This window comes from Kribbella sp. NPDC048915 (assembly GCF_040649595.1).
Taxonomy (GTDB): domain Bacteria; phylum Actinomycetota; class Actinomycetes; order Propionibacteriales; family Kribbellaceae; genus Kribbella.
This window is the reverse complement of record NZ_JBEZFT010000013.1, coordinates 85002-110340: the sequence shown is the minus strand read 5'-3', so window position 1 is coordinate 110340 and position 25339 is coordinate 85002. Positions and strand designations below refer to the sequence as shown.

Genomic DNA, 25339 nt, shown 5'->3' with positions numbered 1-25339 from the left:
GGGACGTATGGACCGGGCCGCGTATCCGCACCACCTGGCGATCACGCTGCGGTGGAAGGACAACGACGTCTACGGCCACGTCAACAACGTCGAGTACTACAGCTTCTTCGACACGGTCATCAACGACTTCCTGATCCGCCGTGGTGGCCTCGACATCCATCGCGGCGAGATCATCGGGCTGTGCGTGGACTCGCAGTGCACGTTCAAGCAGTCGCTGTCGTTTCCCGGCGTGGTGGACGCCGGGTTGCGGTGCGCGAAGCTCGGGACATCGAGCGTGCGGTACGAGATCGCCTTGTTCCGTGAGGATTCCGCCGAGCCGGCCGCGACGGGCCGGTTCGTGCATGTCTTCGTCGGGCGGGACGATCGGCGCCCGGTCCCGGTGCCGGACGCGATCCGCGCGGCCCTTGACGGGATCACGCCATGATCGTGCGTGGCGCCGTACTGCGGGAGCTGGGCCGGTCCGCGCCGTACGCCGAGTCGCGGCCGCTGCAGGTGGAAGAGGTCGAGCTTGCGGCACCGGGGCCGGGGGAGCTGCTGATCCGGATCCGCGCGGCCGGGCTGTGCCATTCGGACCTGTCGGTGATCGACGGGTCGCGGCCGCGGGTGATGCCGATGCTGCTCGGTCACGAGGCGACCGGTGAGGTGGTGGCGTCGGAGGCCCCTGGTTTCGCACCGGGGGATGCGGTTGTCTGTGCCTTTGTTCCTGCCTGCGGTGAGTGTTCGGAGTGCTCGGACGGGCGACCCGCGTTGTGCGGACCTGCCGCCGCGGCCAACACCGCCGGCACGTTGCTCGCCGGCACTCGCCGCCTCACCGGTTCCGACGGTTCGCTGCACCACCACCTCGGGGTGTCCGGGTTCGCCGACCATGCGGTGATCTCCGCGCGCTCGGCCGTGCCGATCGATGCGTCGATCCCTGCGGAGATCGCCGCGCTCTTCGGCTGCGCGGTCATGACCGGTGTGGGTGCGGTGGTGAACACGGCCCGCGTCCAGGCAGGTCGCAGTACGGCGGTCTTCGGCCTGGGCGGCGTCGGCTTGTCGGCGTTGCTCGGTGCCGTCCTCGTCGGAGCGCATCCGATCGTCGCGGTGGACGTCGTACCGTCGAAGCTCGTCCTCGCGCGAGAGTTGGGCGCGACCGCGGTGGTGGATGCGCGGGACGCCGACGCCGTTGAACAGGTCCGCGCGGCGACCGGCGGTGGCGCGGAGTACGCCTTCGAGACGGTCGGGAGTGCCAAGGTGCTTGAGCAGGCGTACGCCGCGACGCGCCGCGGCGGCACCACGGTCACGGTCGGACTGCCGCATCCGTCGCAGTCCTTCAGCGTGCCCGCGGTCAGCCTGGTCGCGGAGGAGCGCACGGTGAAGGGCTCGTACCTCGGCTCGTCGGTGCCGTCGCGCGACATCCCGCGGTACGTCGACCTGTACCGCGCCGGCCGCCTGCCGGTCGATCGGCTGCTCAGCGCGACGGTGCGGCTCGACGAACTGAACGAGGCCTTCGACGACCTGGGGGCCGGCCGGTCGACCCGTCAGGTGCTGCTGTTCTGAAGGTTCTCGGCGGCCTTCTGGAACGTGCGCTCGTTGCGCTCCTGCGCCTCGGGCGTGTAGTTGTCCCCGAAGAACTCGGCCGTCGCGACCGGCCGGATCTCCAGCAACCCGGTCGACTCGGGGTCGCCGATGGTCTTCGCGTCCGCCGCCAGGCAACGCCAGCCCCACTCCATCGCCTCCTCGCGGGACGCGACCTCGATCAGGCAGAACCCGGCGATCAGCTCCTTGGTCTCGGCGAACGGACCGTCGACCACGCGGCGCTTGCCCTGGTCGAGCTGGATCCGGAAGCCGTACGAGCTGGGCAGCAGGCCGTCACCCGCGAGCAGCACACCCTTCTCGGCCATCTCGGCCATCACCAGGCCCATCGCCGTCACGCCCTCCGCGCTCGGCGGCTGCCCGGCCTCGAACTCGTCGCTGCCCTTGAAGATCATCATGTAGCGCATCGAGACCCCTCCCAACTCGGCGTTAAATCCTGAGCTGAATCTATACAGCGGCAGGGACAATCCGGCAGGCTACGCACAGTGCGTCCGCGCACACCGCTCGTAAGTATGTCAAGTGAGGCACGCCGGAGTACCCGAGGAGTTCCCGCCCCATGCCTAACCGCCCCCGCCCCCATTCCGCCTCTCCGTTCGCCCGTTTCCGCGCCCGCCGCGTCGCCGGGCTCGCCTGTGCCGGCGCCGTCGTTTTCGGCGGCCTGGCCGTCGCGCTCGGCAACCAGGCCGGCGCCCAGCAGCCGTCGCCACTGCCGATCGACCAGGTGCTCGGTCAGGATTTGCCCGGTAAGACCGCGCTCAGCCGCGTCGAGTCACGGCTCGCCGAGGTCGCCGCCCAGAACAAGGTGCCCGCCGACCACCTCCGCGAAATCCTGGCCACCGACCGAAGCGCCTGGCTCGACCGCGGCGGCAGGCTCTTCTACCGCGAACCCGTCGCCACCGCGCCCGAACTGAAGTCGTCCGCCGCGGCGTCACCCCGCTGGGCCAAGCGCGCCGTCGCCGGTGCGACCGGACCGGCCTTCGAGTTGCACAGCAAGCCCGGCTCGAACCGGGTCATTTACCTCGACTTCGACGGCCACACCATCACCGGTACGGCGTGGAACACCGGCGGCAAACCAGCCACCGTCAACGTCACGCCGTACGACACCGACGGCAACCCGAACAACTGGAGTACGGCCGAGCAGGACGTGGTCCGCGACGTCTGGGCCCGCATCGCCGAGGACTACGCGCCGTTCGACGTCGACGTCACCACGCAGGAACCCGCGGCGTCCGCGATCACCCGCTCCGGGTCGTCCGACCAGCAGTACGGCACCCGTGTCCTGATCGACCCGACCACCTGGTACCAGTCCGGGTGCGGATGCGGCGGCGTCGCGTACGTCGGCGTGTACGACAACACCAGCAACCACTCGTACTACCAGCCCGCTCTCGTCTTCACCAAGGGCGTCGGCACCGGTGCGAAGAACATCGCCGAGGCCGCGTCGCACGAAGCCGGTCACAACGTCGGCCTGTCGCACGACGGCACCTCGTCGGTCGGGTACTACGCCGGCCACGGCGCCTGGGCCCCGATCATGGGCGTCGGCTACTCCAAGGCGATCAGCCAATGGAGCAAGGGCGAGTACTCAGGCGCCAACAACAAGGAGGACGACTTCGCGGTCGCCGGCCAGAACGGGCTCGCGTTGCGCGGCGACGACCACGGCAACGGTACGGGTGACGCGACTGCGCTGACCCTCGGAACCGCCGTTTCCGGCAACTACGCCAACGACTCCGATGTCGACACCTTCCGCATCGACCTCTCCGCCGGCACCTTCACCTTCGCCGCCAACGCGGCCCCGTCCGGCGGCAACCTCGACATCAAACTCCAACTCCTGAACTCCTCCGGCGCCGTCGTCGCCACCGCCGACCCTGCCTCCGGCCAATCCAACTCCGCCACCCCGACCGGCCTCAGCGCCTCCCTCAGCCGCCAGGTCACCGCCGGCCGCTACTACCTCCGCATCGAAAACACCGGCTACGGCAACCCCCTCAACACCGGCTACTCCACCTACGGCAGCCGCGGCGCCTACACCGTCCGAGTAACCACCGGCTGACCCCAACCAACTCGGCACCACCCGCGTCCCACCAACCAAGCCCGCGGGGACCGACCAAGGCGGCGCCGCTGGGAGCGCTGACGGAACCAAGCGAGTAGCGCCAGGTGCGTACCCCGGGGCGCGCCAAGCCCGGGCGCACCAAGCGGGTATCACCAGCCCACCGAACCCCCGGGGCGCGCGAAGCCCGGGTGCACCAAGCGGGTATCACCAGCCCACCGAACCCCCGGGGCGCGCGAAGCCCGGGTGCACCAGCCGAGTATCACCAGCCCACCGAACCCCCGGGGGCCGCCGTTCCCACCGAGACCGACGGCCCCGGGTTCCTCCCCACGCACCACCACACACCCGCCGCGCTCTGCCACCACGCGCTCTGCCATCACGCGCTCTGCCACCAGGCGCTCTGCCACCAGGCGCTCTGCCACCAGGCGCCTGTCTGCGCCGCGCAGCCACTTCGTGGGGGTGTGTACCAGTACCGGTGGGGTTGAACAGGCAATTTCAGGTCGGAGCCCACCACGTCCTGTTCACGCCCACCGTAGTTGGCCGCGCGCTGACCCGCCGCTCGGCCGGCCACCACGAGCCCAGGTGCCACGCGCTGGGCTGTCATGCGCTCGGCCACCACGCGCTCGGCTGCCGTGGACCTGTTCGTATGCAGTCACGTCTGGTGGGTGTGCGCATGTGGTGGTGGGGTTGAACAGGCAATTTCAGGTCGGAGCCCACCACGTCCTGTTCACGCCCACCGTAGTTGGCCGCGCGCTGACCCGCCGCTCGGCCGGCCACCACGCGCTCTGCCACCACGCGCTCTGCCACCACGCGCTCTGCCACCACGCGCTCTGCCACCACGCGCTCTGCCACCACGCGCTCTGCCACCACGCGCCTGTCTGCGCCGCGCAGCCACCTCGTGGGGGTGTGTACCAGTACCGGTGGGGTTGAACAGGCAATTTCAGGTCAGAACCCACCGCATCCTGTTCACACCCATCGCAGTTGGCTCACGGGTGTAGCAGCCGATCCATGGTACGGGCGGCAGAGCGGCAGGATCTGGTCCCAACCCCCACCACAGCCTGCACAGACCGTCCCCGCCGACGGGGCCGTCCCCGCCGACGGGGCCGTCCCCGCCGCGACGGGCCGTCGGCGGCCACGGCAGTTGACCCGCGGTCGTGTCAGGTGTGTCGGTTGGTGGTCCGGGTGTCTGGCATTCGGTCAGAGGGCTCGTGTGAGTGGGGTGGTGAGGGCTACCGGTTCGACTTCGAGGTGGTTGAAACGCCAGCCCTTGGATGTGCGGCGGGCCTCGTACCGGTGGACTGCGGCAGCGATCGCCTCGGTTTTGTCGTCGAGTACATAGACGGCGGTGTCGTGCGCGCGCACTGTGGCGGTGTCACCGTGGAGTTCGATCACGAGGTTCGACTTGGTATGCAGCGTGCGTACGTACTTGTCGTGCCGCGCCTTCGCGGTCTCGATGAGCGCCGCGATGCCCTGTGCGTCACCGTGACGAGAGGTGAGTACGACGTCCTCGGTGAAGATGCGATCGCTCTCGTCGTACTGCCGCTCGTCGATCCACAGGCTGTGGCGCGCGACAAGGTCAGTCAGTTCGGCACGGTCGATGAGGTCTTGCAGTCCGGTCATGGCGGAATCTCCTAGATAGTTAGCCGTACTAACGTTGGCCTTGCCCACGACTGTAGATCGTTAGTCCGACTAACGCAATCGCGTATGCTGATTTCCATGGAAGGCGACCTGCGGTTCGATCACGGCGACGAGACGCCGGAGCGCCTCAAACGCCAGCTGTCACGGCTGCTCGGTATGACCGCGGCACAGACCCAGCGCGTCGCGGCTGACGCACTCCGCGCGGTGGGCGCCCACAAGGACCACTACGTCGTACTTGCTGCGCTTGCCGAGTTCGGCCCCGCCAGCCAGGCCGCGATTGCCGGTCGGGCCCGCGTGTACAAGAGCGATCTCGTCGCCGTCCTCAACGAACTGAGCGCAGGCGGCTGGATCCGCCGCGCCCCTGACCCGTCGGACAAGCGCCGCAACATCATCACCATCACCCCCGCCGGCCAACGCCGCCTGGCCGAACTCGACGACATTCTTGCCTCGGCGAACGCCCACATCACCGCACCCCTGAGTGCTGCCGACCGTACCCAGCTCTTCACCCTGCTGACCCGCATCAACACCCACCTGGCCAACCCAACCTGACTCCACGCCCGCCGCCCCAGGCCCTGCCACTCAGACGTCCCCGCGGCCCCTCCGCCCCGTGCTGCCCCGTGCAGTCTGCGGCGGCCGTGCTGAGGGGGCTTGGGCGGGGAGAAAGGCCTGGCTACTGGGGCTGGGTGGGGATGAGGTGCTGGGTGGCCAGGTGGGTAAGGGCTACAGCGGTGTCGGCGAGGACTGTGTCGTCGAAGCGGACGATGCTGGAGTGGTTGGAGGGGGCTTCCTCGGCGGAGACGTCGTCGGGGCGGGCGCCGACCATGACGAAGGTGCCTGGGACTTCGCGGAGCACCATCGAGAAGTCCTCGGCGCCCATCAGCGGGAACTCCAACCGCTGCACGCGGTTCGTGCCGAATGCGTTGGTGAGTACGTCGGTCGCTTCCGCCGTACGGGCGGCGTCGTTCACCGTGACCGGGTACTGCGGGTCGAGGCGCGCGTCGACCGTACAACCGTGCGCCGCCGCGATCCGCTGCGCCAGAGCGGGGAGTTCGCGGGTGAGTTGGTCGAGCGTTGCATCCGACAACGTTCGTACGGTGGCACCCAAGCGGGCGGTGTTCGGGATGACGTTGATCGCGACGCCTGCTTCGAGTTGCGTCACCGTGATCACCACCGGGTCGAACACGTTGACGCGCCGCGTGGTGTACGCCTGCAGCGCGAGCACGATTTCCGCAACGACCGGGACCGGATCCACTGCGGTGTTCGGCATCGAGCCGTGGCCACCCTTGCCGCGCACGGTGATGTGCAACTGGTTGGAGCTCGCCATCATCGTCCCGGGCCGTAGCTGGAACGTTCCCTTCTCTGCCTGCGACCAGACATGCAGCGCGTACGCCGCGATCGGCTTGTCACCGCTCGCGTGCAGGAGACCTTCGCGCAGCATGTAGCCGGCGCCGTCGAGACCTTCTTCGCCTGGCTGGAACATGAAGATGACGTTGCCGCGCAGTTCCTCCCGATGTGCACTGAGCAACCGGGCGGCACCGGCGAGTCCAGCGGTGTGCAGATCATGTCCACAGGCGTGCATGTTCCCGTTCTCGGCTGCGTAGGGCAGCCCGGTTTCCTCTGCCACGGGCAGGCCGTCCATGTCGCCTCGCAACAAGACGGTCGGTCCCGGCGCGCCACCACGCAGCACGGCAACCACCGAGGTCAGCTCGCGGCCCGTACTCACCTCGAGCGGCAACCCGGACAGGGCATCCAGGACCAGTTCTTGAGTCCGCGGCAGAACCAGCCCGACTTCGGGTTCCCGATGCAGAGCTCGTCGCAGGTCCACCAGGTCGGACAGGATCCCCGACGCCTCCACCTCGAGCTCCACGTGCACGCCTCCGCTCACTCCGTACGAGTCAACTGACCGGTCCAGCCTCCCATCGATTGTCCGCCGCCGCGTGCGGAGGGGTGATGTCCGCAGAGCCGAGCAATCTAGGCGGCGGTTGACTTCGGCGTGTTCGCCGGGTGGCTCGCGCACCGAATCGGCACGGCCGACCGGGAAAACCTAGGAGGATTTTCCGCACGACAGTGGAGGATTCTGCCTCGCCAGACGGAGAAAACCCTCCATAGATCCACGGCTACAACAACCCCCACGCCCCATCATCCAGCCTTCGTCACGCGAGCCCTTCGTCACGCCGGCCCTTCGTCACGCCGGCCCTTCGTCACGCCGGCCTTCGCCACACCAGCCCTCGCCACACCAACCCTCGCCACACCAACCTTCATCACGCCGGGCATGCTCACCCCGGGCGGCGATCGTCCACATCTTCGTTGGCGGAAACCGGCTCACCACATCAGTTGGAAGACCTGCTATTCCCTTCTTGTGAACGACTTCCGGGCCTGGGGTGCGTTGGGTGGTCTGCGGGCGGGCCCGCCGTGGGGAGGCGTCGTGGGGCGGGATGCGTGCGTTGGGGCGGGTAGGCCGGCGAAGGCTGTGTCGTGGGGCGACGGTGCAGCGGTCGGCGTCACGTCCTGCGGAGGCGGGAGCGTGCAGGCGTCGGCGTGACCGGGGTGAGGACCTCCCCGGACGGCCTGTCCGCGGTCGATCTGTCCCGGGAGCGGGTGGTTGGTTGTCTGGTGGAGGCTGGTGAGCAGTTGGGCGGCTGTGGACAGCGAGTTCTGGGTTGCTTGTTGGGGTGGGATCAGTTCGAAGGGTTCCAGGCTGGCCAGGGACGTGCGGAGGGTGGACTCCAAGTGGGCTTTGCTTTCGGGGGTGGGTTCGGCGCAGTGGGCTGTGCAGGTCAGGTCGGTGAGCAGGGGGAACTGGCCGGCGGCGGTTTGGCGGTTCAGGAGGGTAAGGGTGTGGCCCGGAGGGAAGCCGTTGTGGGTGTCGAGGTGGGTGGTGAGTTCGCGAATGGCGGGGACGAAGGCGGCGTAGTAGCCGTCGGTGCGAACGGTATTGATGCCGGGGGCAACCTTGTCGATGCCCAGGCGGCGGATGAACTCGTCGAGGTGGTCGTGAGCCCAGGCCTCGGTGACGCCTTCTTCCAATGGGCGGCTGCCGGGCTTGGTGAAGGCTTCGCGGGCGGCTTCCTGGCTGGCGTCTTCGGGGCCGAGGAAGTGGGCGTGCTCGTGCAGGAGGGTGGACAGGGACTCGCGGTACGCCACCAGAGTTTGGTCCGGGCGGGGTTCGCCTGCGTGGTCGTACAGGTGACGGAGCGGGTCGACGATTGCTTCGCGGTCGAGGTAGAGGGTGCCGTCCCAGTGGGCGAGGCCGAGCATCACGCCGGCGGACTCGATGATGTGGCCGTTCCACGCCGAGCGGTCGGCGCCGGCGAGGTCGCGGACGGTCTCGCCGCTCGCCGCGAACAGCTCGGGGACCGAGGCCGGGTACGGCGCGAGGGTCGCTGTGGTCATGAGCGGAACGCGATCGCGAGCCGGACGAGTGAGTCGGCGGTGCGGCGGATGCGGGCGCGATCGTTCGGATCCTCGGCCTGGGCCGCGAGCCGGCCGAGCTCGGTGATCAGCCAGTCGGCCCGCGCCTGCCGCTCAGCACGCGCGGCCGCCGCGCCGCCCGTCGCCGTACCACCCGTCGTCGCACCGCCCAGCGCACCGCTCGGTCCGGAGCTCGAGGCGGTGGGCAATCCAAGGGGGCGGGCGGCGGGCGGTGGGGTTGTGGAGGTGTTCGAGGAGGTGGGGGTGACGGTTGGCGTGCGGGTGGTGGGGTGCATGTGATGTTCTCCCGAGTTGTGAGGTCGGCGGAGAACATACGGAGATCGGACCCGGAATCTGCGGCGAACTTTGTAGCTGTGGATAACTCCGCGCGCGTGCGTCAGTGGATGCGGGATGCTGGGTATCCCGCATCCGGTGCGTCAGTTCCTGCTAGTTCGAGGAGGCCGCGGCCTTCGCCTGCAGCTCCTGCACGATCGCGATCATCGGGAAGTAGGCCCGGAGCGCGGTTATCCGGCCGTCGTCGTCGACATCGAAGAAGATGCTGTACGGCGACTGGATCGTCACGCCGGTGGCCGGGATGCCGGCGAACTCCCCGGTGTGCTTGGCGACGAACACCGCCTCGAGCGCCGCGATGCCGTCACCGAACGCGATGTTCCGGACCTCCGGTGTGGCGTCGAACAGTTGGGTGTGCAGTGCGACAACGTACTCACGCGCGGCGTCGCGGCCGCGGACCTCGTCGCCGGTCTCCATCACCGTGCAGACGATGTCGTCGCTGAAGTACGACGCGAAGTCACCGCCGTTGAGCAACGCGGCGAGGTAGTCGCGCAGCGTGGATTCGGTCTGTGCCACAGACATCGGGGCCCCCTTTCACCCGAAAGGCCGCGGCCGGTTGTCGCGGCCCCGGACCGGTCGTCCGGTCCCCCCACTGGCCAGTCAAACACCGCGCGCGACCAGCCGAAAGAGGCCGGCATCGAGAGGTCGAACCACTGACGGTCAGAACAGGGTCGGAGGCTCGGTCGGGACCGGCTCCGGGAGGGGTGGCAGGTCGGGAACGACGGCTGCGACGGTCGCGTGGAAGCGCCGGGCGAGGTTGAGGGCCTCGGCGTTGTCCGGGGTGTGCAGGAAGATCGTCGGTGAACGACCCTCGGACAGCCAGGTGACGACCAGGTCGACGAGATAGGTCCAGCCGGCGACGGTCTCATCGATGGAGTCGCGGCCGATGTAGCGGACGATCGGATGGCCGGTCAGGGCGCGGGTCCGGCGAGCTACTCGCGGCTTCTTCATCCATGCGTCGCGTTCAGCGAAGCTGGTCGGTCGACTGGCGAACAGCGTCCCGGTGTCGAAGGGGATCCACTCGGCGTCGACCCGGGCCAGGACGCGTTCGAGGTTCGCCGCGGCGTGCGGGTCCTCGAAGAACGCACGGTGCCGGACCTCGACGGCGTACCGATGTCCGCGCGGTGCCTGATGGAGGAACGCGGCGAGAGCCCCGAGGTCTGTCGGTGCGAAGGCGGCCGGGAGTTGGATCCAGACCGCGTGATTACGCGGGCCGAGCGGTTCGATCGCGGTCAGGAACGCGCGGAACTCGGCGTCGGCGTTGGTGAGCCGGCGTTCGTGCGAGACGACCTGCGGGATCTTCACCACGAACCGGAAGTTCGGCGGCGTCTGCGCCGCCCACGAAGCAACTGTCGACACCGAAGGCGTCCCGTAGAACGTCGTGTTGCTCTCCACCGCGTTGCAGTACGTCGCATACGAGCGCAGCTTCTCCCGCGCGGGCTGCGGCCACGCAGGATGAGTCCATTGCGCGCAACCGACGGACAGCAAACTCACAACGCCCGAACGTACTGCCTCACCCGGCAACACGCCGCCCCGGGTGAACCCGGGACGGCGTGTGTCGGCTGCTCAGCGGAGCGGGTCAGCGGTCGATTTCGCCGCGGATGAACTTCTCCACCTGCTCGCGGGCGACGTCGTCGGCGTACTGCTCGGGCGGGGACTTCATGAAGTACGAGGACGCGGAGAGGATCGGGCCGCCGATGCCGCGATCCTTGGCGATCTTCGCGGCGCGGATGGCGTCGATGATGATGCCGGCCGAGTTGGGGGAGTCCCAGACCTCGAGCTTGTACTCCAGCGACAGCGGAACGTCGCCGAAGTTGCGGCCCTCGAGCCGGATGAAGGCCCACTTGCGGTCGTCCAGCCAGGCGACGTAGTCGGACGGGCCGATGTGGACGTTGCGGTCCTCGATCTCCTCGCGCAGCTGCGAGGTGACGGACTGGGTCTTGCTGATCTTCTTGGACTCCAGCCGCTCGCGCTCGAGCATGTTCTTGAAGTCCATGTTGCCGCCGACGTTCAGCTGGTACGTGCGGTCCACGGTGACACCGCGGTCCTCGAACAGCTTGGTCAGCACGCGGTGCGTGATGGTGGCGCCGATCTGCGACTTGATGTCGTCGCCGACGATCGGCACGCCGGCCGCGGTGAACTTGTCCGCCCATTCCTTGGTGCCGGCGATGAAGACCGGGAGGGCGTTGACGAAGGCGACACCTGCGTCGATGGCGCACTGCGCGTAGAACTTCGCGGCCTGCTCGGAGCCGACCGGGAGGTAGCAGACCAGCACGTCGACGGCCGCCGCCCGCAGCGCGGCAACGATGTCGACCGGTTCGGCGTCGGACTCGGTGATGGTCTCGCGGTAGTACTTGCCGAGGCCGTCGAGGGTGTGACCGCGCTGCACCGTCACACCGGTCGGCGGTACGTCGCAGATCTTGATCGTGTTGTTCTCACTGGCGCCGATGGCGTCGGCGAGGTCCAGGCCGACCTTCTTGCCGTCGACATCGAACGCGGCCACGAACTCCACGTCCCGGACGTGGTAGTCACCGAACACGACGTGCATCAGACCGGGGACGCGCTCGTCGGGCTTCGCGTCGCGGTAGTAGTGCACGCCCTGGACGAGCGAGCTTGCGCAGTTGCCGACGCCGACGATCGCCACGCGGATCGAGGTCATCTGGATTCTCCTTGGGTAGGCGGGTGGTGCTGGTCAGGGGGCCGCTGTTGCCGCCGCTCGCCGTCGATCAGCTCGTTCAGCCAGCGGACCTCGCGCTCGGCCGACTCCAAGCCGTGCCGTTGCAGCTCGAGGGTGTAGGCGTCGACCCGCTCCGCCGTCCGGCTCATCGCCGCCCGGAAGTTGGCCAGCCGCTCCTCCATCCGGGCCTTGCGGCCCTCGAGGATGCGCAACCGGGTGGCCGGATCGGTCCGGCCGAAGAACGAGAAGCGGACGCCGAACGTGTCGTCCTCCCAGGCCGACGGGCCGGCTTCGTGCATCGCGTGCGCGAAGTGGTCCTTGCCGTCGGCGGTGATCGTGTACACGATCTTGGGCCGGCGACCCGACTCCGGCGTCCCGGGGTCGGCCGTGATCAGCCCGTTGCGGAGCATCGCCTTCAGGCACGGGTAGAGCGAACCGAACGACAACACGCGTCCCCAGCCGAACTGGGCGTTGACGCGCTTGCGGAGCTCGTAACCGTGCATCGGCGCTTCGTGCAGCAGACCGAGTACGGCGAGCTCCAGGACCCCGCTGCGGTTTCCCATGAGCCACCTCCTCGGTCTAGTTTGTCATGACCTGATGTATCGGTTCGATACATCGTGGCGTCACTGTAAGCAGGTCCGAGGCCTGTGGACAACTCTTGACAAAGCATCACTTTGTCACCTTCGTCACCCGGCGCGCCGGAGAAACCTGTCACGTCAGCCGCCGAGCTGCGTTAATCGAGTGACACTCAGCCATAGCTCGGGAGCGGACAGTAATGACCGACCGTCATGCGAAGCACGCCAGAGCCGACGTCGCCATCGAGGGCGTGCTTGCCCGGGTGGCACTGCGGTTCACCGCGTTCACCGAGAAGTGGCTCCCGGACGCGTTCGGGTTCGTCCTGGTCGGCACCTTCGTGGTGCTGCTGTTCGGGCTGGGCACCGGTGAGCCGTTGCTGAAGGGTCCCGACGACCCGGAGGCGACCAAGGGGTTCGGGCTGGTCGATGCCTGGGGCACCGGGTTCTGGTCGCTGATCACGTTCACGCTGCAGATGGCGATGATCATCATCGGCGGGTACGCCGTCGCGACCAGCGGCCCGGTCGCCCGATTGATCACGCGGCTGGCGCGGATCCCGCAGAATCCGCGGTCGGCGGTCGCCTTCGTCGCCGCGGTCGCGATGCTGGCGTCGTACCTGAACTGGGCGTTCAGCCTGATCTTCGCGGCGATCCTGGCCCGTGAGGTCGCCCGCAAGGTCCCGAAGGCGGACTACCGCGCGCTCGGCGCGATGGCGTTCCTCGGACTCGGAACCGTGTGGGCGCAGGGTCTGTCCGGATCGGCGGCACTTCAGGTGGCGAGTGCGAGCAGCAGCCCCGCGCCGGTGCAGGAGGTGATCAAGGCCGGCGGTCATGCGAGCGGCATCATCCCGCTGAGCGACACGATCTTCACCTGGCAGGCGCTCCTGGCCACGCTGATCGTGTACGTCGTCGGTGTCGCGATGGCATGGTTCATCGCCCCGGGCGAACACACTGCTCGGACGGCGGACGACATCGGCATCGAGCTCAAACCACTCATCGGCCGCGGATCGGCGTACAACGGGCAACGCCACGAGCCGCGCCGCCCCGGCGACTGGCTGGAGCACTCCCCGTTGTTCAGCCTGCTGATCGTGCTGCTCGGTGTGGTCTACCTGGTGCGCTACTTCAGCGGCAAGAACTTCTTCAGCGCGCTGGACCTCAACACGGTGAACCTGATCCTGTTCCTGCTGGCGCTGCTGCTGCACTGGCGACCGTGGCGGATGGCCCGGGCGGTGCGTGACGGCGCTCCGGCGGCAGCCGGCGTCCTGCTGCAGTTCCCGCTGTACGGCGGGATCTTCGGGATGATCGCCTACACCGGGATCTCCGCGCGGCTGGCCGGATGGCTCGTGCAGGCGAGCAACCAGTTCCTGTTCCCGCCGCTGGTCGCGCTCTACTCGTGCATCCTCGGCATCTTCGTCCCGAGCGGTGGCAGTAAGTGGGTGATCGAGGCGCCGTACGTGCTCCAGGCCGCGAACGAGTTGCGCGTCGACTCCGGCTGGATGGTCGTCGTGTACGACCTGGGCGAGGCGAGTGCGAACCTGTTGCAGCCGTTCTGGATGTTGCCGACGCTCGCCATCCTCGGGCTCAAGGCGCGCGACATCATGGGGTACACGTTCACGATGTTCCTGGCCTGCTTCCCGGCTGCGCTGATCGCCATGACGTTGCTCGCACCGCATGTCACGGGGTAACCGTTTACAGGCCGATCACCCGGCCGCTGCGCGGGCTTGACCGGGCTTGCTAGCATCCGGAGCGGATTCGGGCGTATTACCACACCCACCGTAGTCTGTGGGGCAATGACTTCCGCGAGATCGTCGAGGATTGCACAGTGAGTGAAGCTCGTAGAAAGGCCGCCCCGCCACCCCGGCGGAAGAAACACTGGGCGGTTCGGGTGCTCGGCTGGCTGACCGCACTCATCTTCCTCGGCATCATCGGATCGGTCGCGACGTTCTTCATCGTCTACCAGTCGACGGAGATCCCGGACCCGAACAAGGAGTTCGCGACCAACACCACGACGCTGACCTACTCCGACCCGCGGCAGCCGCTCGGTTCGTTCTACGAGCAGAACCGGCACTCCGTCCCGCTGGCGCAGATCCCGAAGCACGTCCAGGACGCCGTCCTCGCGGCCGAGGATCGGACGTTCTGGACCAACCCGGGGATCTCGCCGCAGGGCTTGGTGCGGGCGGCCTGGAACATCTCCCGCGGTGAGCAGTTGCAGGGTGGGTCGACGATCACCCAGCAGTACGTCAAGGTCATGTACCTGACCCAGGAGCGCACCTTCTCCCGGAAGTTCCAGGAACTGTTCATCGCGACCAAGCTCGGCCGGCAGCAGGACAAGAGCAAGACGCTCGAGGGCTACCTGAACACGATCTACTTCGGCAAGGGTGCGTACGGCATCTCGGCCGCGGGTGACGCCTATTTCCAGCAGCCCGACCCGCGGAAGCTCAGTGTTCCGCAGGCCGCCCTGCTGGCGACCGTACTGAACAACCCCTCGGTGTTCGACGTCGACGACGACGATCCGCGGACCAAGAAGCGGATCATCGAGCGGTACCAGTACGTCCTCAACGGGATGCAGCAGATGGGCACGATCTCGCCGAAGCTGCAGGCGCAGTACGCCAACAAGCTCCCCACGCTGAACCCGAGGGAGAAGAGCAGCCGGTTCCAGGGGCCGAAGGGCTTCCTGCTCGACATGGCCCGCAAGGAGCTGCGGGCCCGCGGCTTCACCGAGGACCAGATCACCGGCGGCGGACTGAAGGTGACCACCACCTTCAGCTACACGCAGCAGAAGAAGATGATCGAGGCCGCGCAGAACGAACTGCCGGACAAGCGTGACAATCTGCACGTCGGGATGGCCTCGGTCCAGCCGGGCACCGGTGCGCTGCTCGCGATGTACGGCGGGCCCGACTACCTGAAGAGTCAGCTGAACTGGGCGACCGCGAAGGCGCGGCCGGGCTCGAGCTTCAAGCCGTTCGCACTGGCCGCCGCGCTCAAGGACGGCAAGAGCATCTACGACGTCTTCCAGGGCGACAGCCCGATCAAGATCCAGGGGCAGGAGCTCGGCAACGAGTTCAACCGGGACTACGGCGACGTCACGCTGCTGAAGGCGATGGAGCAGTCGATCAACACGGCGTTCTACGACCTGGTCGACAACGAGATGGAGGACGGCCCGAGCAAGGTAGTCGACGCTGCCGAGGCGGCCGGCATCCCGAAGACGAAGTACCTCGAGACCGGCCGGGACAACCCGTCGACTGTGCTCGGTCCGGACCCGTATGCGTCGGCGGTCGACATGGCCGAGGCCTACGCGACCTTCGCGGCCGACGGCTTGTACGCACCGCTGCACGTGATCAAGGAGGTCAAGGGCCCGGACGGCAAGGTGCTGTGGAGCGAGAAGAGCCTGGACAAGCAGAAGAAGCAGACGATCGACCAGGACGTCGCCCGCACCGTGAACTACGTCCTGCAGGACGTCGTCAAGAAGGGCACCGGTACCGGCGCGAAGAAGCTGGGTCGCCCGGTCGCCGGCAAGACCGGTACGGCAGGTGGTGTGGCCGTCGAGGACCGCGCCAAGAACAAAGAGTGTGACGGCTGTAAGGAAGGCTCGGCGACGCTGACGTCGTGGTGGACCGGGTACACGCCGCAGCTGTCCACGGCGGTGGTGTACCGGGCCGGCAAGACCGGTGAGTCGGACCTGGACCCGTACAGCGACGACAAGGCGTTCTTCGGTGGCAACTGGCCGCTGAAGACCTGGCTGGCGTTCATGGAGTCGGCCCTGGACGGTGTCGACGAGGTGGACTTCGCGGAGCCGGACGAGGACAGCATCAAGGACACGTCGACGCCGACGTACACCCCGCCGCCGAACACGCCGACGAGTACGCCGCCGACCAACACGCCGCCGCCGAACACGCCGCCCCCGCCGACCAACACCCCGCCGCCGAACACGCCGACGGGCAAGCCGACCAAGACCAAGCCGACGAAGCCGCCGGAGACGCCGGTGTTCCCGACCATCCCGACCGGCAGACCGGGCACGTCGGACACCCCGGAGCCACCGGCGGACGAATAGCTCCAACGCGAACGGCACCCCTGTCGCAGGGGTGCCGTTCGTGCGTTCGGGCCCGGGCGGGAGTGCTGCGGCAGGTTCCCCGTGGAACGATGGGTCCGTGACTCGGGCGGACAGCGGTGGGTGGTGGTCGTGGCGTGTTTGAGCGTTCGGCCGCCGATGAACCTCGGTCCGGGAGGGCTCGGCGAGCTCGGGTCGACGGTGTCTGGTGGCAGCGGTGGAAGCCAACCGCGATGGCGCGCGAGGTGCTCGGGTGGTGGCTCGTCACCCGGATCGGTCTGTTCGTCCTGTCGATTTCCGCGCCGCTGCTGTTCAATCCGGGCAACGACTACCCGAATGTGTGGCGCGCCTGGCTGCAGTGGGACGTCTGGCACCTGAAGGCGGTCGCCGAGTTCGGCTACAACCAGGGTGAGCCGTCCGGTGCGCCATTGGCCGCGTTCTTCCCGGGCTTCCCGTTGCTGGTCCGCCTGGTCAGCTACACGGGTATCGGGTACGTTGCCGCGGGCATCGTCGTGTCCGCGGTCGCCAGCGCCGTCGCAGGGGTGTACCTCGCGCGGCTGGCGCAGTACGAGTACCCGGAGCTGAAGGGCATCGGACCGAACGCAGCGGTGATCTGGTACGCCGCCCCGGTCGGCGTGTTCCTCGCGGCCGGGTACACCGAGGCCTTGTTCTGCGCGTTCGCCTTTCCCGCGTGGCTGGCCGCGCGGCAGGGGCGGTGGGGACGGGCCGCCGTCTTCGTCGCGCTTGCGTCGACGGTGCGAGTGTCCGGGCTCTTCCTGATCTTCGCACTGGTCGTCGAGTTCCTCACCTCGAAGAAGCGGGACTGGCTCGCGCTGCCGTGGCTGGCGTTGCCCCTCGTACCGGTGGCCGGCTTCATGGCGTACCTCAAGCAGATCCACGGCTCGTGGTTCGCCTGGCAGGAGGCGCAGGAGAAGGGCTGGGCACGCGAGTTCACCTGGCCGTGGACCTCGCTGATGCACACGTTCGAGGCCGCGAGCACTGGCCATTTCGCCGGTGATCGCAGTGACTGGACCTGGATGTTCCGCGCCGAGCTGGTCGCGCTGGTCGTCGGGCTGCTGCTGCTCGGGTGGCTGTTCTGGCGCCGGTCCTGGGGTGAAGCGGCGTGGGTCGGGGCGACCATCGGCGCGTTCTGTACGTCGTTCTGGATCTACTCACTCACCCGGGCGACCCTGCTGATGTGGCCGCTCTGGATCGGCCTCGCGGTGCTCGCCCGACGCAGACCCTGGGCGGGGCGGCTGTACCTGGCGGTGGCGATACCGCTGGCCGCCGTCTGGGCGGCCTGCTTCTTCACCGGTCGCTGGGCGGGCTGAGCCCGGCTGAGCAATCCGGCTGAGTAGTTTTGCTCAGGCGCCGAGCCGGCCGGTTACCTACCGTTATCGCCATGGAAGTCCGGACCGTTGGCCGGGTGGCTCTGCAGGCGGTGTCCGTCGGCGTCGTGGCGGGCGCCGTGTACGCGCTGATGCGGGTGTTCGGTGCCCCGCTGTGTCCGCCGACCGGCGTGAGCTGTGCGGTGGAGGACAGCAGCGCGCTGCTCGCCGTACCGCTCGGAGGGCTGGCGACTGCGCTCGCTCTGCATGTCCTCGCACGGCGGGCGGGCCTCGGTTGGGCCTTCACGAGCCTCGCGACAGCCGCGTTGCTGGCCGTGAACCTACCGGGTCTGCTCGTGTTGTCCGGGATGTGGACAGTTCTGTGGTGAGGCAACCCCTGGGCGGGTTCGAGCGTCGTTACAGGTGAAGGGGTGGCAGTCCGGGCGGGGACCGCCACCCCTCCTTACCCGTCCGGCGGAACCTTTCAGGGGCAGGCTCCGCCGGTGAACGTACCGAGGGCGATGGCCGAGCCATCGCCCTCGTGGCACGCCTCAACCCGAGGACGCAACCCCTGATGCAACCCCATAGCAGGCCGACCCAGTAGTTGCAGGGTGGAGATCACCGGCACGGGAGGCCTTGTGAGCGATCGGGACGCAGACTTCCTCGAGTACGTGAGCGCGCACCGCGGCAGGATGCTGCGCACCGCGCGGTTGCTCGCCTCGGGCGACGTCCACTGGGCCGAGGACCTGGTCCAGGTCGCGCTGACCAAGCTGTACGTGCACTGGGCGAAGGTACGGCGGGAGGACGGCGCTGCGCGGTACGCGGACCGGATCCTCGTGAACACGTTCCTCGACGAACGCCGCCGGATGTGGCGGCAGCGCGAGGCGACGACGGGGGAACTGCACGACGCGGAGCCGATGCCCGCCCAGGACCCGACCGAGCGGCTGAGCATGCTGGAGGTCCTGGCCAAGCTTCCACGCCGGCAGCGCGCGGTCGTCGTGCTGCGGTACTTCGGCGACTTCGACGTGCACACCACGGCCCAGCTGATGGGTTGCTCGGAAGGCACCGTGAAGTCCCAGGCCTCCCGGGCCCTGGCGACGATGCGCGATCTCCTGCACGAATCCCACCAGACGCTGGAGATGCTGCGATGACCGACCTCAAGGAACTGCTGGACGAGGCAGCCGGCCCGGAGCCGGCCGTCACCGACACCGATCTCGCCGCCGACCTGTCCCGCGGCCGCCGTGCCGTCAAGCGGCGTCGTGTCCTCGGAATCGCCACGGGATCGGTGGCCACGGCCGCGGTCGCCGGACTGGGGTGGTCTCTGCTGCCGGCCCCGCCGAGCGCGACAACACCCGCGGCTCAGCCGACGTCGCAGCTCAGCACTCGGGCAGCGGAGGCCGCGGGCCGATCCTCGATCCCGGCCGGAGGGTTCGAACTCGTCGATACCGGCAACGCGGCGCGGCAGAGTCTGCTCCGCGCGAAGCTCGTCCAGCTGGTTCCTAGTACCGTGCCCTATCCCGGCCCGGTCACCTGTGACCTGATTCCGAAGGGTTGGGCGGTGCGGTCCGAGGCCGGTACGCCGGTGCTGTACGACCCGAACTTTCCCCATCCCGCCAAGGGCCGGGAACAGAAGTGGCGGCTGTTCGCGGAGCAGCACGCTCAACCGGCGTGGCGCGTCGAGGTGATGACTGTGACCGACGTGGCCGCACCGATCAAATGGAACCACGCCACGCTCCGGCTGTTCCTCGGTTCCTGCCACCGGAAGTGACAGGAACCGAGGGTCCGGTCAGCCGTAGTTGCGGTCGATGGAGGCCGAGGGGGTCGGACTCGGCTTGGTCTGGGCGGCGCGCTGGTCGCTCGGGTGGGTGCCGGTCTCGACGCCCTTCAGCGTGCCGAGGAGTTCGATCTCGGACAGCGTGACGCCGTCGGCGCCGCCCGTGAACACCAGCCGGTAGTGCGTGTACGCCTTCGGTGCGGCCACGGTGAAGGACCTCGTGTACGACGCCCAGGCCCACGTCTCGCCCGTGCGGCGGTCCACCGGCGTCCACGTCGTACCGTCGTTCGACCCTTCGAGCGTCCACGCGGACGGCGCCGTACCGGTCGCACCGCTCGTCAACGTGTACATGCCCACCGGACGACCCTGTGGCAGGGCCACCGTGACGGTCGGCTGGGCGCCGGTCAGCGTGACCTGCGTCTTGGTGTCGTTGTCGACCAGCGCCGCGACGTCGGCACCACCCGCACCGATCACCGCGCCGGTGTCGGACGTCGAGTCGTGCCACGTCATCGGGTCTTCACCCGGCTTGGTGATCGACGGCGGCGCGTCGTTGCGACCGGTGCCCCACGCGGTCGGCTTGTTGGTCAGCTCGAACTCGATCTTGCCGCCGTTCGCGATCAGGTCGTGCGGCAGCGCGGTCGACGTCCACCGCTTGCCGTTGACCCGCACACCTTTCACGTAGATGTTCTTCGCGGAGTTGTTCGGCGCGCTGACCACCAGCTTCTTCTTGCCGGCCAAGCGGACTGTCGCCTTGGTGAACAGCGGTGAACCGATCGCGTACGTCGGCGAGCCGACCTGCAGCGGGTAAAACCCGAGCATGCTGAACAGGTACCAGGCCGACATCTCGCCGTTGTCCTCGTCGCCGGGGTAGCCCTGCCCGATCTCCGAGCCGAGGTACAACCGCGACAGCACCTCGCGGACCTTCTCCTGCGTCTTCCACGGCTGCCCGGCCACGTCGTACATGTAGGGGATGTGGTGCGACGGTTGGTTGCTGTGACCGTACTGCCCCATCCGGACGTCACGGGCCTCGAGCATCTCGTGGATCGTGCCGCCGTACCCACCGGTGTGCAGCGCGTCCTCCGGCGTGTTGAAGAACTCGTCGAGCTTCTTCGCCAGACCGTCCCGCCCGCCGTAGATCGCGGCCAGCCCGGCCCCGTCCTGCGGCGTGGAGAACGCCATGTTCCACGCGTTGGTCTCGGTGTAGTCGTGGCCCCAGTCGCGCGGGTCGAAGGTGTTCGGCGAGCTGCCCCAGACGCCGTCCGGGCCTTTGCCCTGGAAGAACCCGACGGTCGGGTCGTACAGCGTCACGTAGTTGCGGGCCCGGTTCAGAAAGTACTTGTAGTTGTCCAGGTACTCCTGCTTGCGCGGATCGTTCTTCTTCGCCTTGTCGTACAGCGCCTTCGACAGGTTCGCGATGCCGAAGTCGTTGATGTAGCCGTCCATCGACCAGCTGAAGCCCTCACCGGTGGTGTTGGCCGTGTAGCCGCGGAACGTGGACAGGTCCATGCCCTTGCGGCCGACGTTCTGCGACGGCGGTACGACGGACGCATTCTTGACCGCGGCGTCGTACATCGCCTGAACGTCGATGCCCTTGATGCCCTTCAGGTACGCGTCCGCGAACGCGACGTCGGACGACGTACCGACCATCAGGTTCGCGTACCCGGGTGACGACCAGCGCGAGATCCAGCCGCCGTCCTTGTACTGCTGGACGAAACCGTTGACCAGGTCCGCGGCCGTGTCTTGCGCGAACAGCGAGTACGCCGGCCACACCGTCCGGTACGTGTCCCAGAAGCCGTTGTTCACGTAGGTCTGGCCGGCCACGATCTTCGAGCCGGTCGTGGTCGGGGTGTCGGCGCCGGCCTTCGGCGAGGTCGGCGACGCGTACTTGATCACCGGCTTCTTCGCGGTGCCGGTGTTCTCGGAGCCGTTGTTCGGGTAGAGGAACAGGCGGTAGAGGTTCGAGTACAGCGTGGTCAGCTGGTCGGCCGTCGCGCCCTCGACCTCGATCGTGCGCAGCTTCGCGTCCCACAGCGCCTGCGCGGCATCCTTCACCGGGCCGAACTTCGACCCGGCCGGGAGCTCGAGCTCGAGGTTCTTCCGGGCCTGCTCGGTGCCGATCAGCGAGGTGGCGATCCGCAACTGCACCTGGGTGACCTTCGGATCGAAGGAGAAGTAGCCGCCGACGTTCGCGCCGCCGCCGTCGGACAGCTTGCCCGAGGCAACCACCTTCTGGTCCACCACGCCGTACACGAACAACCGGCCGGCGCCGGTCGACAGACCGCTCTTCACGTCGGAGTAGCCGGTCACCACACCGGTCGCAGGGTCGAGTGTCAGACCGCCTTCGTTCTTGACGTTGTCGAAGATCAGCGACGCCTTGCCGGCCGGGAAGCTGAAGCGCAGCAGCGCGGCGTGGTCGGTCGGGGCGATCTCCGCGGCGTTGCCGTTGTCGAACGTGACGCCGTAGTAGTACGGCCGGGCGATCTCGTTGTCGTGACTGAACGACCAGGCGCGGGCCTTGCGGTCCGCGGTCGGCTTCGCCGCGGTGGACGGCATCACCTGGAACGTCTGCCGGTCACCCATCCACGGGCTCGGCTCGTGACTGATCGACAACGCCTGCAGCGTCGGCTTGTTGTCCTCGTTGTTGCCCTTGGCGTAGTCGTACAGCCAGGACGTCGATCCGGCGTTCGTGACCGGCGTCCAGAAGTTGAAGCCGTGCGGTACGGCGGTCGCCGGGAAGTTGTTGCCCCGCGAGAAGCCGCCGGTGGAATTGGTGCCGCGGGTGGTGATCGCGAGCTCCGACGGATGCTTGGCCGCGGTCTTCTGCGCCGCACGATCCGGGTTGATCGCGGCGGCGATCCGGATGTCGTCGAGCCAGCCGCGGAACTCGGCCGGGCCGGACGGTTTGTCGTACCCGATCAGGATCCGCTTGATCGTCTTGCCCGCGGCCACCTCGCCGAGAGCGGCCTCGACGTTGTTCCACTGGTTCGTGGACAGTGCCTTGGAGTCGCCCTGGCCGCGTGGGCTGAGCTCGAAGCCGTGGTGGTCCTTCGCCCTCAGGTCGCTCAGGTACGTACCGTCGTCGAACGCCAGGTCGAGAGCGGCGTACGTACTCGGGTAGCTGAGATCACCCTCGATGTGCTCGGGGAAGATCTTGTAGGACAGGCGGGTGTCGCGGCTGACCTTCAGGTCGACGTCGGCGATCCGGTTCCAGCTGTAGCCGCGGTCCTCGGCCGTCTGGTGTCCGGCGTACCGGAACGACTTCACGCCGGTGTAGCCGACCCGGGCGCGGGCGTTGTAGGCGCTGGTCGGGCCCGAGTCGAGGCGCGACTCCGCGACCGGACCGGGCGGCGGCAGCGGGGCGCCGTTCGACAGGTACCAGTCGGCGAGCTGCACGATGTTCTCGCCGTGGTTGAGCGTGATGTCCAGCTTGTAGTACGTGTAGGCCGTGTCGTTGGCGACCTCGTACTCCTTTGTCTGGAACCGGTTCTCGAAGCTCTCGCCGGTGCGGGTGTCGAGTGTCGTCCAGGTGGTGCCGTCGTTGGAGCCGGCGAACGTCCAGTTCTGCGGGTCGCGGCCGTCGGCGTCGTTCGCCGAGGTCAGCGCGTACTTCTTGATCACCACCGGCTCGGACGTCCGGTAAACCAGCCAGCCGGTCGACTCGAACACCAGCCACTTGGTGAACTTGTCACCGTCGGTGGCGTTGGTGGCGATCTCGCCGCCACCGGTGTTCTCGCCGTTCGCGGTGACTTCGACGACCTTGTCCATCTCGCTGCCGCCGACTCCGGTCGGCGTCGGGCCCCGCACCCCCTCGGCGCGCGGTTTCCCATCCGGCCCGGTCTCGAGCGTGTCGGTGTAGCCCGGCTGGGGTTGCCCGGGCTCGAACGAGGTGAAGTACGACGATCCGCTGACCACCGGCTGCTCCGAGGCAGCAGGCGATGCGGCATGCGCTGGCGTCATGGCAACAGACATTGTCACAACCAACGCGAGAGACGTGACGATCCTCAGCGTCGCGTGCCGATTCGTCGGCGCCGACGCGTGTGGGCGGCGGAGATTCATCCACGCTCCTTCGCATCCGGCCGGCACCACGGGACGCCCCCGTCCGCCGGTGTGGGTACGCGGCCCCGATGACAAGGTTGTCAGCCCGCGTCCGGCCGGAATCGTCTCCCGCTCGTCACACCCGGTCAAGGCCTCGTCGCTTTCAGTCCGCAAGTGACTCGGAGTTTTCCACAGGCGGCAAACATCGGCACCACGACAGGCACAGGCAGTAACTAAAGTGACGGTGCGCGTTCCACTGGGGAGATCTGCGGGAGGACCACATGAGCAACGAGGATGCGGGAAGCGAGTTGCTGCGGACGCTCGCCGAGCGGTACAGCATCATGCAGCGGCTGCACACGGAGCCGGACGTCGCGAAGCAGCGGTCCTACTACGCCGAGACCGTCGAACACTTCGTGCCACTCGCCGCCGTCGACGAACGGTTGCAGGAGCAATTCACAACCTGGGCCGACGCGTACTCGTACCTGCAGGGTCCGGTCGACACGGTCGAGGCGGCCGACAAGCTGGCGGCCGCGGTGCATCGGGAGCAGGTGGACAAGAGCGGCGATCCGTACGTGCTGCATGTCCGCGGAGCCGCGGAGATCGCGCGCCGCAACGGCGCGGACGAGCACCAGCAGATCGCGGCGCTGCTGCACGACTCGGTCGAGGACACGGATTGCACGCTGACCCAGCTGACCGACCTCGGCGTCCCGTCGGAGGTGGTCGAGCTGGTCGACGCACTCACCCGCCGGCCGGACGAGTCGCACGACACCTACCTGATGCGGCTGATCCGCACGCCGCGAGCGATCCCGGTGAAGCGGGCCGACATTGCACACAACAGCGACCCGGAACGCCGCGGCCGCCTGGACCCGGCGACCCAGGAGCGCCTGCGGAAGAAGTACGACCACGCGCTCGAGGTCCTCGACGGACTGCACTGAGCGTCCGGAGCCCTTGGTCGGGGGTGGTGGGGCGGAGGTAGGTTGATCGGCATGGACGATCGTGTGCTGGTCACCGGGGCCTCCGGGTTTATCGGGCGGGCTGTGGTCCGGGCCCTGCGGGGGCGGGGGGTGGCGGTGACTGCTGTGGATCGGGAGCCGCCGGACGACTCGTGGGACGACGGGGTGCACGTCGTGCAGGGCGATCTGGCCGAGCAGGAGACGTGTGTGGCGGCGTTCGAGACGCGGCCGACCAGCGTGGTGCATCTGGCAGCGTTGACGTCGGTGTTGCGGTCGGTGGACGCGCCGATGCAGACCTTCGCGCAGAACGTGACGATCACGCAGGTGCTGCTCGAGCTGAGCCGGGGCAGCGGTGTCGAGCAGTTCGTCCTGGCCTCGACGAACGCGGTGGTCGGCAACGTGGGTACGGCGACCATCACCGCGGACCTTCCGCTCCGGCCGCTGACGCCGTACGGCGCGACGAAGGCGGCGTGCGAGATGCTGTTGTCGGCGTACTCGGGAAGCTACGGGATGGCCACCGCCGCGCTGCGGTTCACCAACGTGTACGGCCCGGGCATGTCGCACAAGGACAGCTTCGTGCCGCGGATGATGCGGGCGGCGCTGAGTGGCAGCGGCGTCAAGGTGTACGGCGACGGCCGCCAGCGGCGGGACCTGGTCTTCATCGAGGACGTGGTGAGCGGCGTACTGCGGACCCTCGACATCCGCTACGACGGTCGCGCGATCATCGGGTCCGGTCGATCGGTGTCCGTGCTGGAGATGATCGACGCGGTGCGTACGGTGACCGGGTGTCCGGTGCCGGCCGAGCACGTCGAGGCGCCGGCCGGTGAGATGCCGGCCGTGGTCGTGGACATCGCCAACGACCTCGGCTATGCGCCGACGGTGTCGTTGGAGGACGGTCTGGCGCAGACGTGGCAGTACTTCAAGCACCAGTGAGGCAGC

General features: G+C 68.1%; 22 protein-coding genes. 12 read left to right on the top strand and 10 right to left on the bottom strand.

What is annotated here, in order from left to right; translation table 11 throughout:
• Window positions 1-7: 7 nt before the first annotated feature.
• Window positions 8-424, top strand: coding sequence for a thioesterase family protein (locus AB0B82_RS10340; protein ID WP_360164798.1), 417 nt, complete (start codon window positions 8-10; stop codon window positions 422-424).
• Window positions 421-1539: a zinc-dependent alcohol dehydrogenase family protein gene (locus tag AB0B82_RS10335; protein WP_360164796.1), complete on the top strand. Its 1119-nt coding sequence runs from the start codon at window positions 421-423 to the stop codon at window positions 1537-1539. Before AB0B82_RS10340 ends, AB0B82_RS10335 begins: the two co-directional genes overlap by 4 nt.
• Here AB0B82_RS10335 and AB0B82_RS10330 read toward each other — a convergent pair.
• Entirely contained in the window at window positions 1521-1982 is a 462-nt protein-coding gene (locus AB0B82_RS10330) for a YciI family protein (RefSeq protein WP_360164794.1), read from the bottom strand. The genes AB0B82_RS10335 and AB0B82_RS10330 overlap by 19 nt on opposite strands.
• Window positions 1983-2131: 149 nt before the next feature.
• On the opposite strand from AB0B82_RS10330, the gene AB0B82_RS10325 reads away from it, so the two are divergent.
• On the top strand, window positions 2132-3616 hold the full coding sequence (locus AB0B82_RS10325; protein WP_360164792.1) for a M12 family metallo-peptidase: 1485 nt from the start codon (window positions 2132-2134) through the stop codon (window positions 3614-3616).
• 1194 nt (window positions 3617-4810) lie between these two features.
• Here AB0B82_RS10325 and AB0B82_RS10320 read toward each other — a convergent pair.
• Window positions 4811-5233, bottom strand: a complete 423-nt coding sequence (locus tag AB0B82_RS10320) for a nuclear transport factor 2 family protein (protein WP_360164790.1) — start codon at window positions 5231-5233, stop codon at window positions 4811-4813.
• 96 nt (window positions 5234-5329) lie between these two features.
• Here AB0B82_RS10320 and AB0B82_RS10315 point away from each other — a divergent pair, with 96 nt between their 5' ends.
• Entirely contained in the window at window positions 5330-5800 is a 471-nt protein-coding gene (locus tag AB0B82_RS10315) for a MarR family winged helix-turn-helix transcriptional regulator (protein WP_360164788.1), read from the top strand.
• A gap of 121 nt (window positions 5801-5921) precedes the next feature.
• Here AB0B82_RS10315 and AB0B82_RS10310 read toward each other — a convergent pair whose 3' ends face one another.
• The 7 genes from AB0B82_RS10310 to AB0B82_RS10280 form a co-directional block, all read right to left on the bottom strand.
• Complete coding sequence (locus AB0B82_RS10310; RefSeq protein WP_360164786.1) at window positions 5922-7118, bottom strand: M20 family metallopeptidase; 1197 nt, start codon at window positions 7116-7118, stop codon at window positions 5922-5924.
• 479 nt (window positions 7119-7597) lie between these two features.
• Complete coding sequence (locus AB0B82_RS10305) at window positions 7598-8644, bottom strand: hypothetical protein (RefSeq protein WP_360164784.1); 1047 nt, start codon at window positions 8642-8644, stop codon at window positions 7598-7600.
• The gene (locus AB0B82_RS10300; protein ID WP_360164782.1) at window positions 8641-8871 is read right to left on the bottom strand and encodes a hypothetical protein; all 231 of its coding nucleotides are present in this window, start codon (window positions 8869-8871) and stop codon (window positions 8641-8643) included. The genes AB0B82_RS10305 and AB0B82_RS10300 overlap by 4 nt, the downstream gene beginning before the upstream one ends.
• Before the next feature lie 238 nt (window positions 8872-9109).
• Window positions 9110-9535 carry a nuclear transport factor 2 family protein gene (locus tag AB0B82_RS10295; protein ID WP_360164780.1) on the bottom strand — a complete coding sequence of 142 codons (426 nt, stop codon included), beginning with the start codon at window positions 9533-9535 and terminating at the stop codon, window positions 9110-9112.
• Window positions 9536-9673: 138 nt separating this feature from the next.
• Complete coding sequence (locus AB0B82_RS10290) at window positions 9674-10507, bottom strand: DUF72 domain-containing protein (protein WP_360164778.1); 834 nt, start codon at window positions 10505-10507, stop codon at window positions 9674-9676.
• An 85-nt stretch (window positions 10508-10592) separates the two neighbouring features.
• Window positions 10593-11672: an inositol-3-phosphate synthase gene (locus AB0B82_RS10285; RefSeq protein WP_360164776.1), complete on the bottom strand. Its 1080-nt coding sequence runs from the start codon at window positions 11670-11672 to the stop codon at window positions 10593-10595.
• Window positions 11669-12253 (bottom strand): PadR family transcriptional regulator, encoded by a 585-nt coding sequence (locus AB0B82_RS10280; RefSeq protein ID WP_360164774.1) that lies wholly within the window; start codon window positions 12251-12253, stop codon window positions 11669-11671. The genes AB0B82_RS10285 and AB0B82_RS10280 overlap by 4 nt, the downstream gene beginning before the upstream one ends.
• A 212-nt stretch (window positions 12254-12465) precedes the next feature.
• Here AB0B82_RS10280 and AB0B82_RS10275 point away from each other — a divergent pair, with 212 nt between their 5' ends.
• The 6 genes from AB0B82_RS10275 to AB0B82_RS10250 all read left to right on the top strand — a co-directional run bounded on the left by AB0B82_RS10275 (window position 12466) and on the right by AB0B82_RS10250 (window position 19406).
• Window positions 12466-13947 carry a TIGR00366 family protein gene (locus AB0B82_RS10275; RefSeq protein WP_360164772.1) on the top strand — a complete coding sequence of 494 codons (1482 nt, stop codon included), beginning with the start codon at window positions 12466-12468 and terminating at the stop codon, window positions 13945-13947.
• A 137-nt stretch (window positions 13948-14084) separates the two neighbouring features.
• Window positions 14085-16313 carry a transglycosylase domain-containing protein gene (locus tag AB0B82_RS10270; RefSeq protein WP_360164770.1) on the top strand — a complete coding sequence of 743 codons (2229 nt, stop codon included), beginning with the start codon at window positions 14085-14087 and terminating at the stop codon, window positions 16311-16313.
• Window positions 16314-16543: 230 nt separating this feature from the next.
• Window positions 16544-17641 carry a mannosyltransferase family protein gene (locus AB0B82_RS10265; RefSeq protein WP_360164768.1) on the top strand — a complete coding sequence of 366 codons (1098 nt, stop codon included), beginning with the start codon at window positions 16544-16546 and terminating at the stop codon, window positions 17639-17641.
• A gap of 71 nt (window positions 17642-17712) precedes the next feature.
• Window positions 17713-18027 (top strand): hypothetical protein, encoded by a 315-nt coding sequence (locus AB0B82_RS10260; protein ID WP_360164766.1) that lies wholly within the window; start codon window positions 17713-17715, stop codon window positions 18025-18027.
• 249 nt (window positions 18028-18276) lie between these two features.
• A complete protein-coding gene (locus tag AB0B82_RS10255; RefSeq protein WP_360164764.1) occupies window positions 18277-18789 on the top strand; it encodes a SigE family RNA polymerase sigma factor in 513 nt (170 codons plus the stop codon).
• On the top strand, window positions 18786-19406 hold the full coding sequence (locus AB0B82_RS10250) for a hypothetical protein (RefSeq protein WP_360164762.1): 621 nt from the start codon (window positions 18786-18788) through the stop codon (window positions 19404-19406). The genes AB0B82_RS10255 and AB0B82_RS10250 overlap by 4 nt, the downstream gene beginning before the upstream one ends.
• A gap of 18 nt (window positions 19407-19424) precedes the next feature.
• On the opposite strand, the gene AB0B82_RS10245 is transcribed toward AB0B82_RS10250, so the two are convergent.
• Entirely contained in the window at window positions 19425-23369 is a 3945-nt protein-coding gene (locus AB0B82_RS10245; RefSeq protein WP_360164760.1) for a GH92 family glycosyl hydrolase, read from the bottom strand.
• 359 nt (window positions 23370-23728) lie between these two features.
• Between AB0B82_RS10245 and AB0B82_RS10240 the strand changes: the two genes are divergently transcribed.
• A complete protein-coding gene (locus tag AB0B82_RS10240; protein ID WP_360164758.1) occupies window positions 23729-24382 on the top strand; it encodes an HD domain-containing protein in 654 nt (217 codons plus the stop codon).
• A 51-nt stretch (window positions 24383-24433) separates the two neighbouring features.
• A complete protein-coding gene (locus AB0B82_RS10235; protein WP_360164756.1) occupies window positions 24434-25333 on the top strand; it encodes an NAD-dependent epimerase/dehydratase family protein in 900 nt (299 codons plus the stop codon).
• Window positions 25334-25339: the final 6 nt, after the last annotated feature.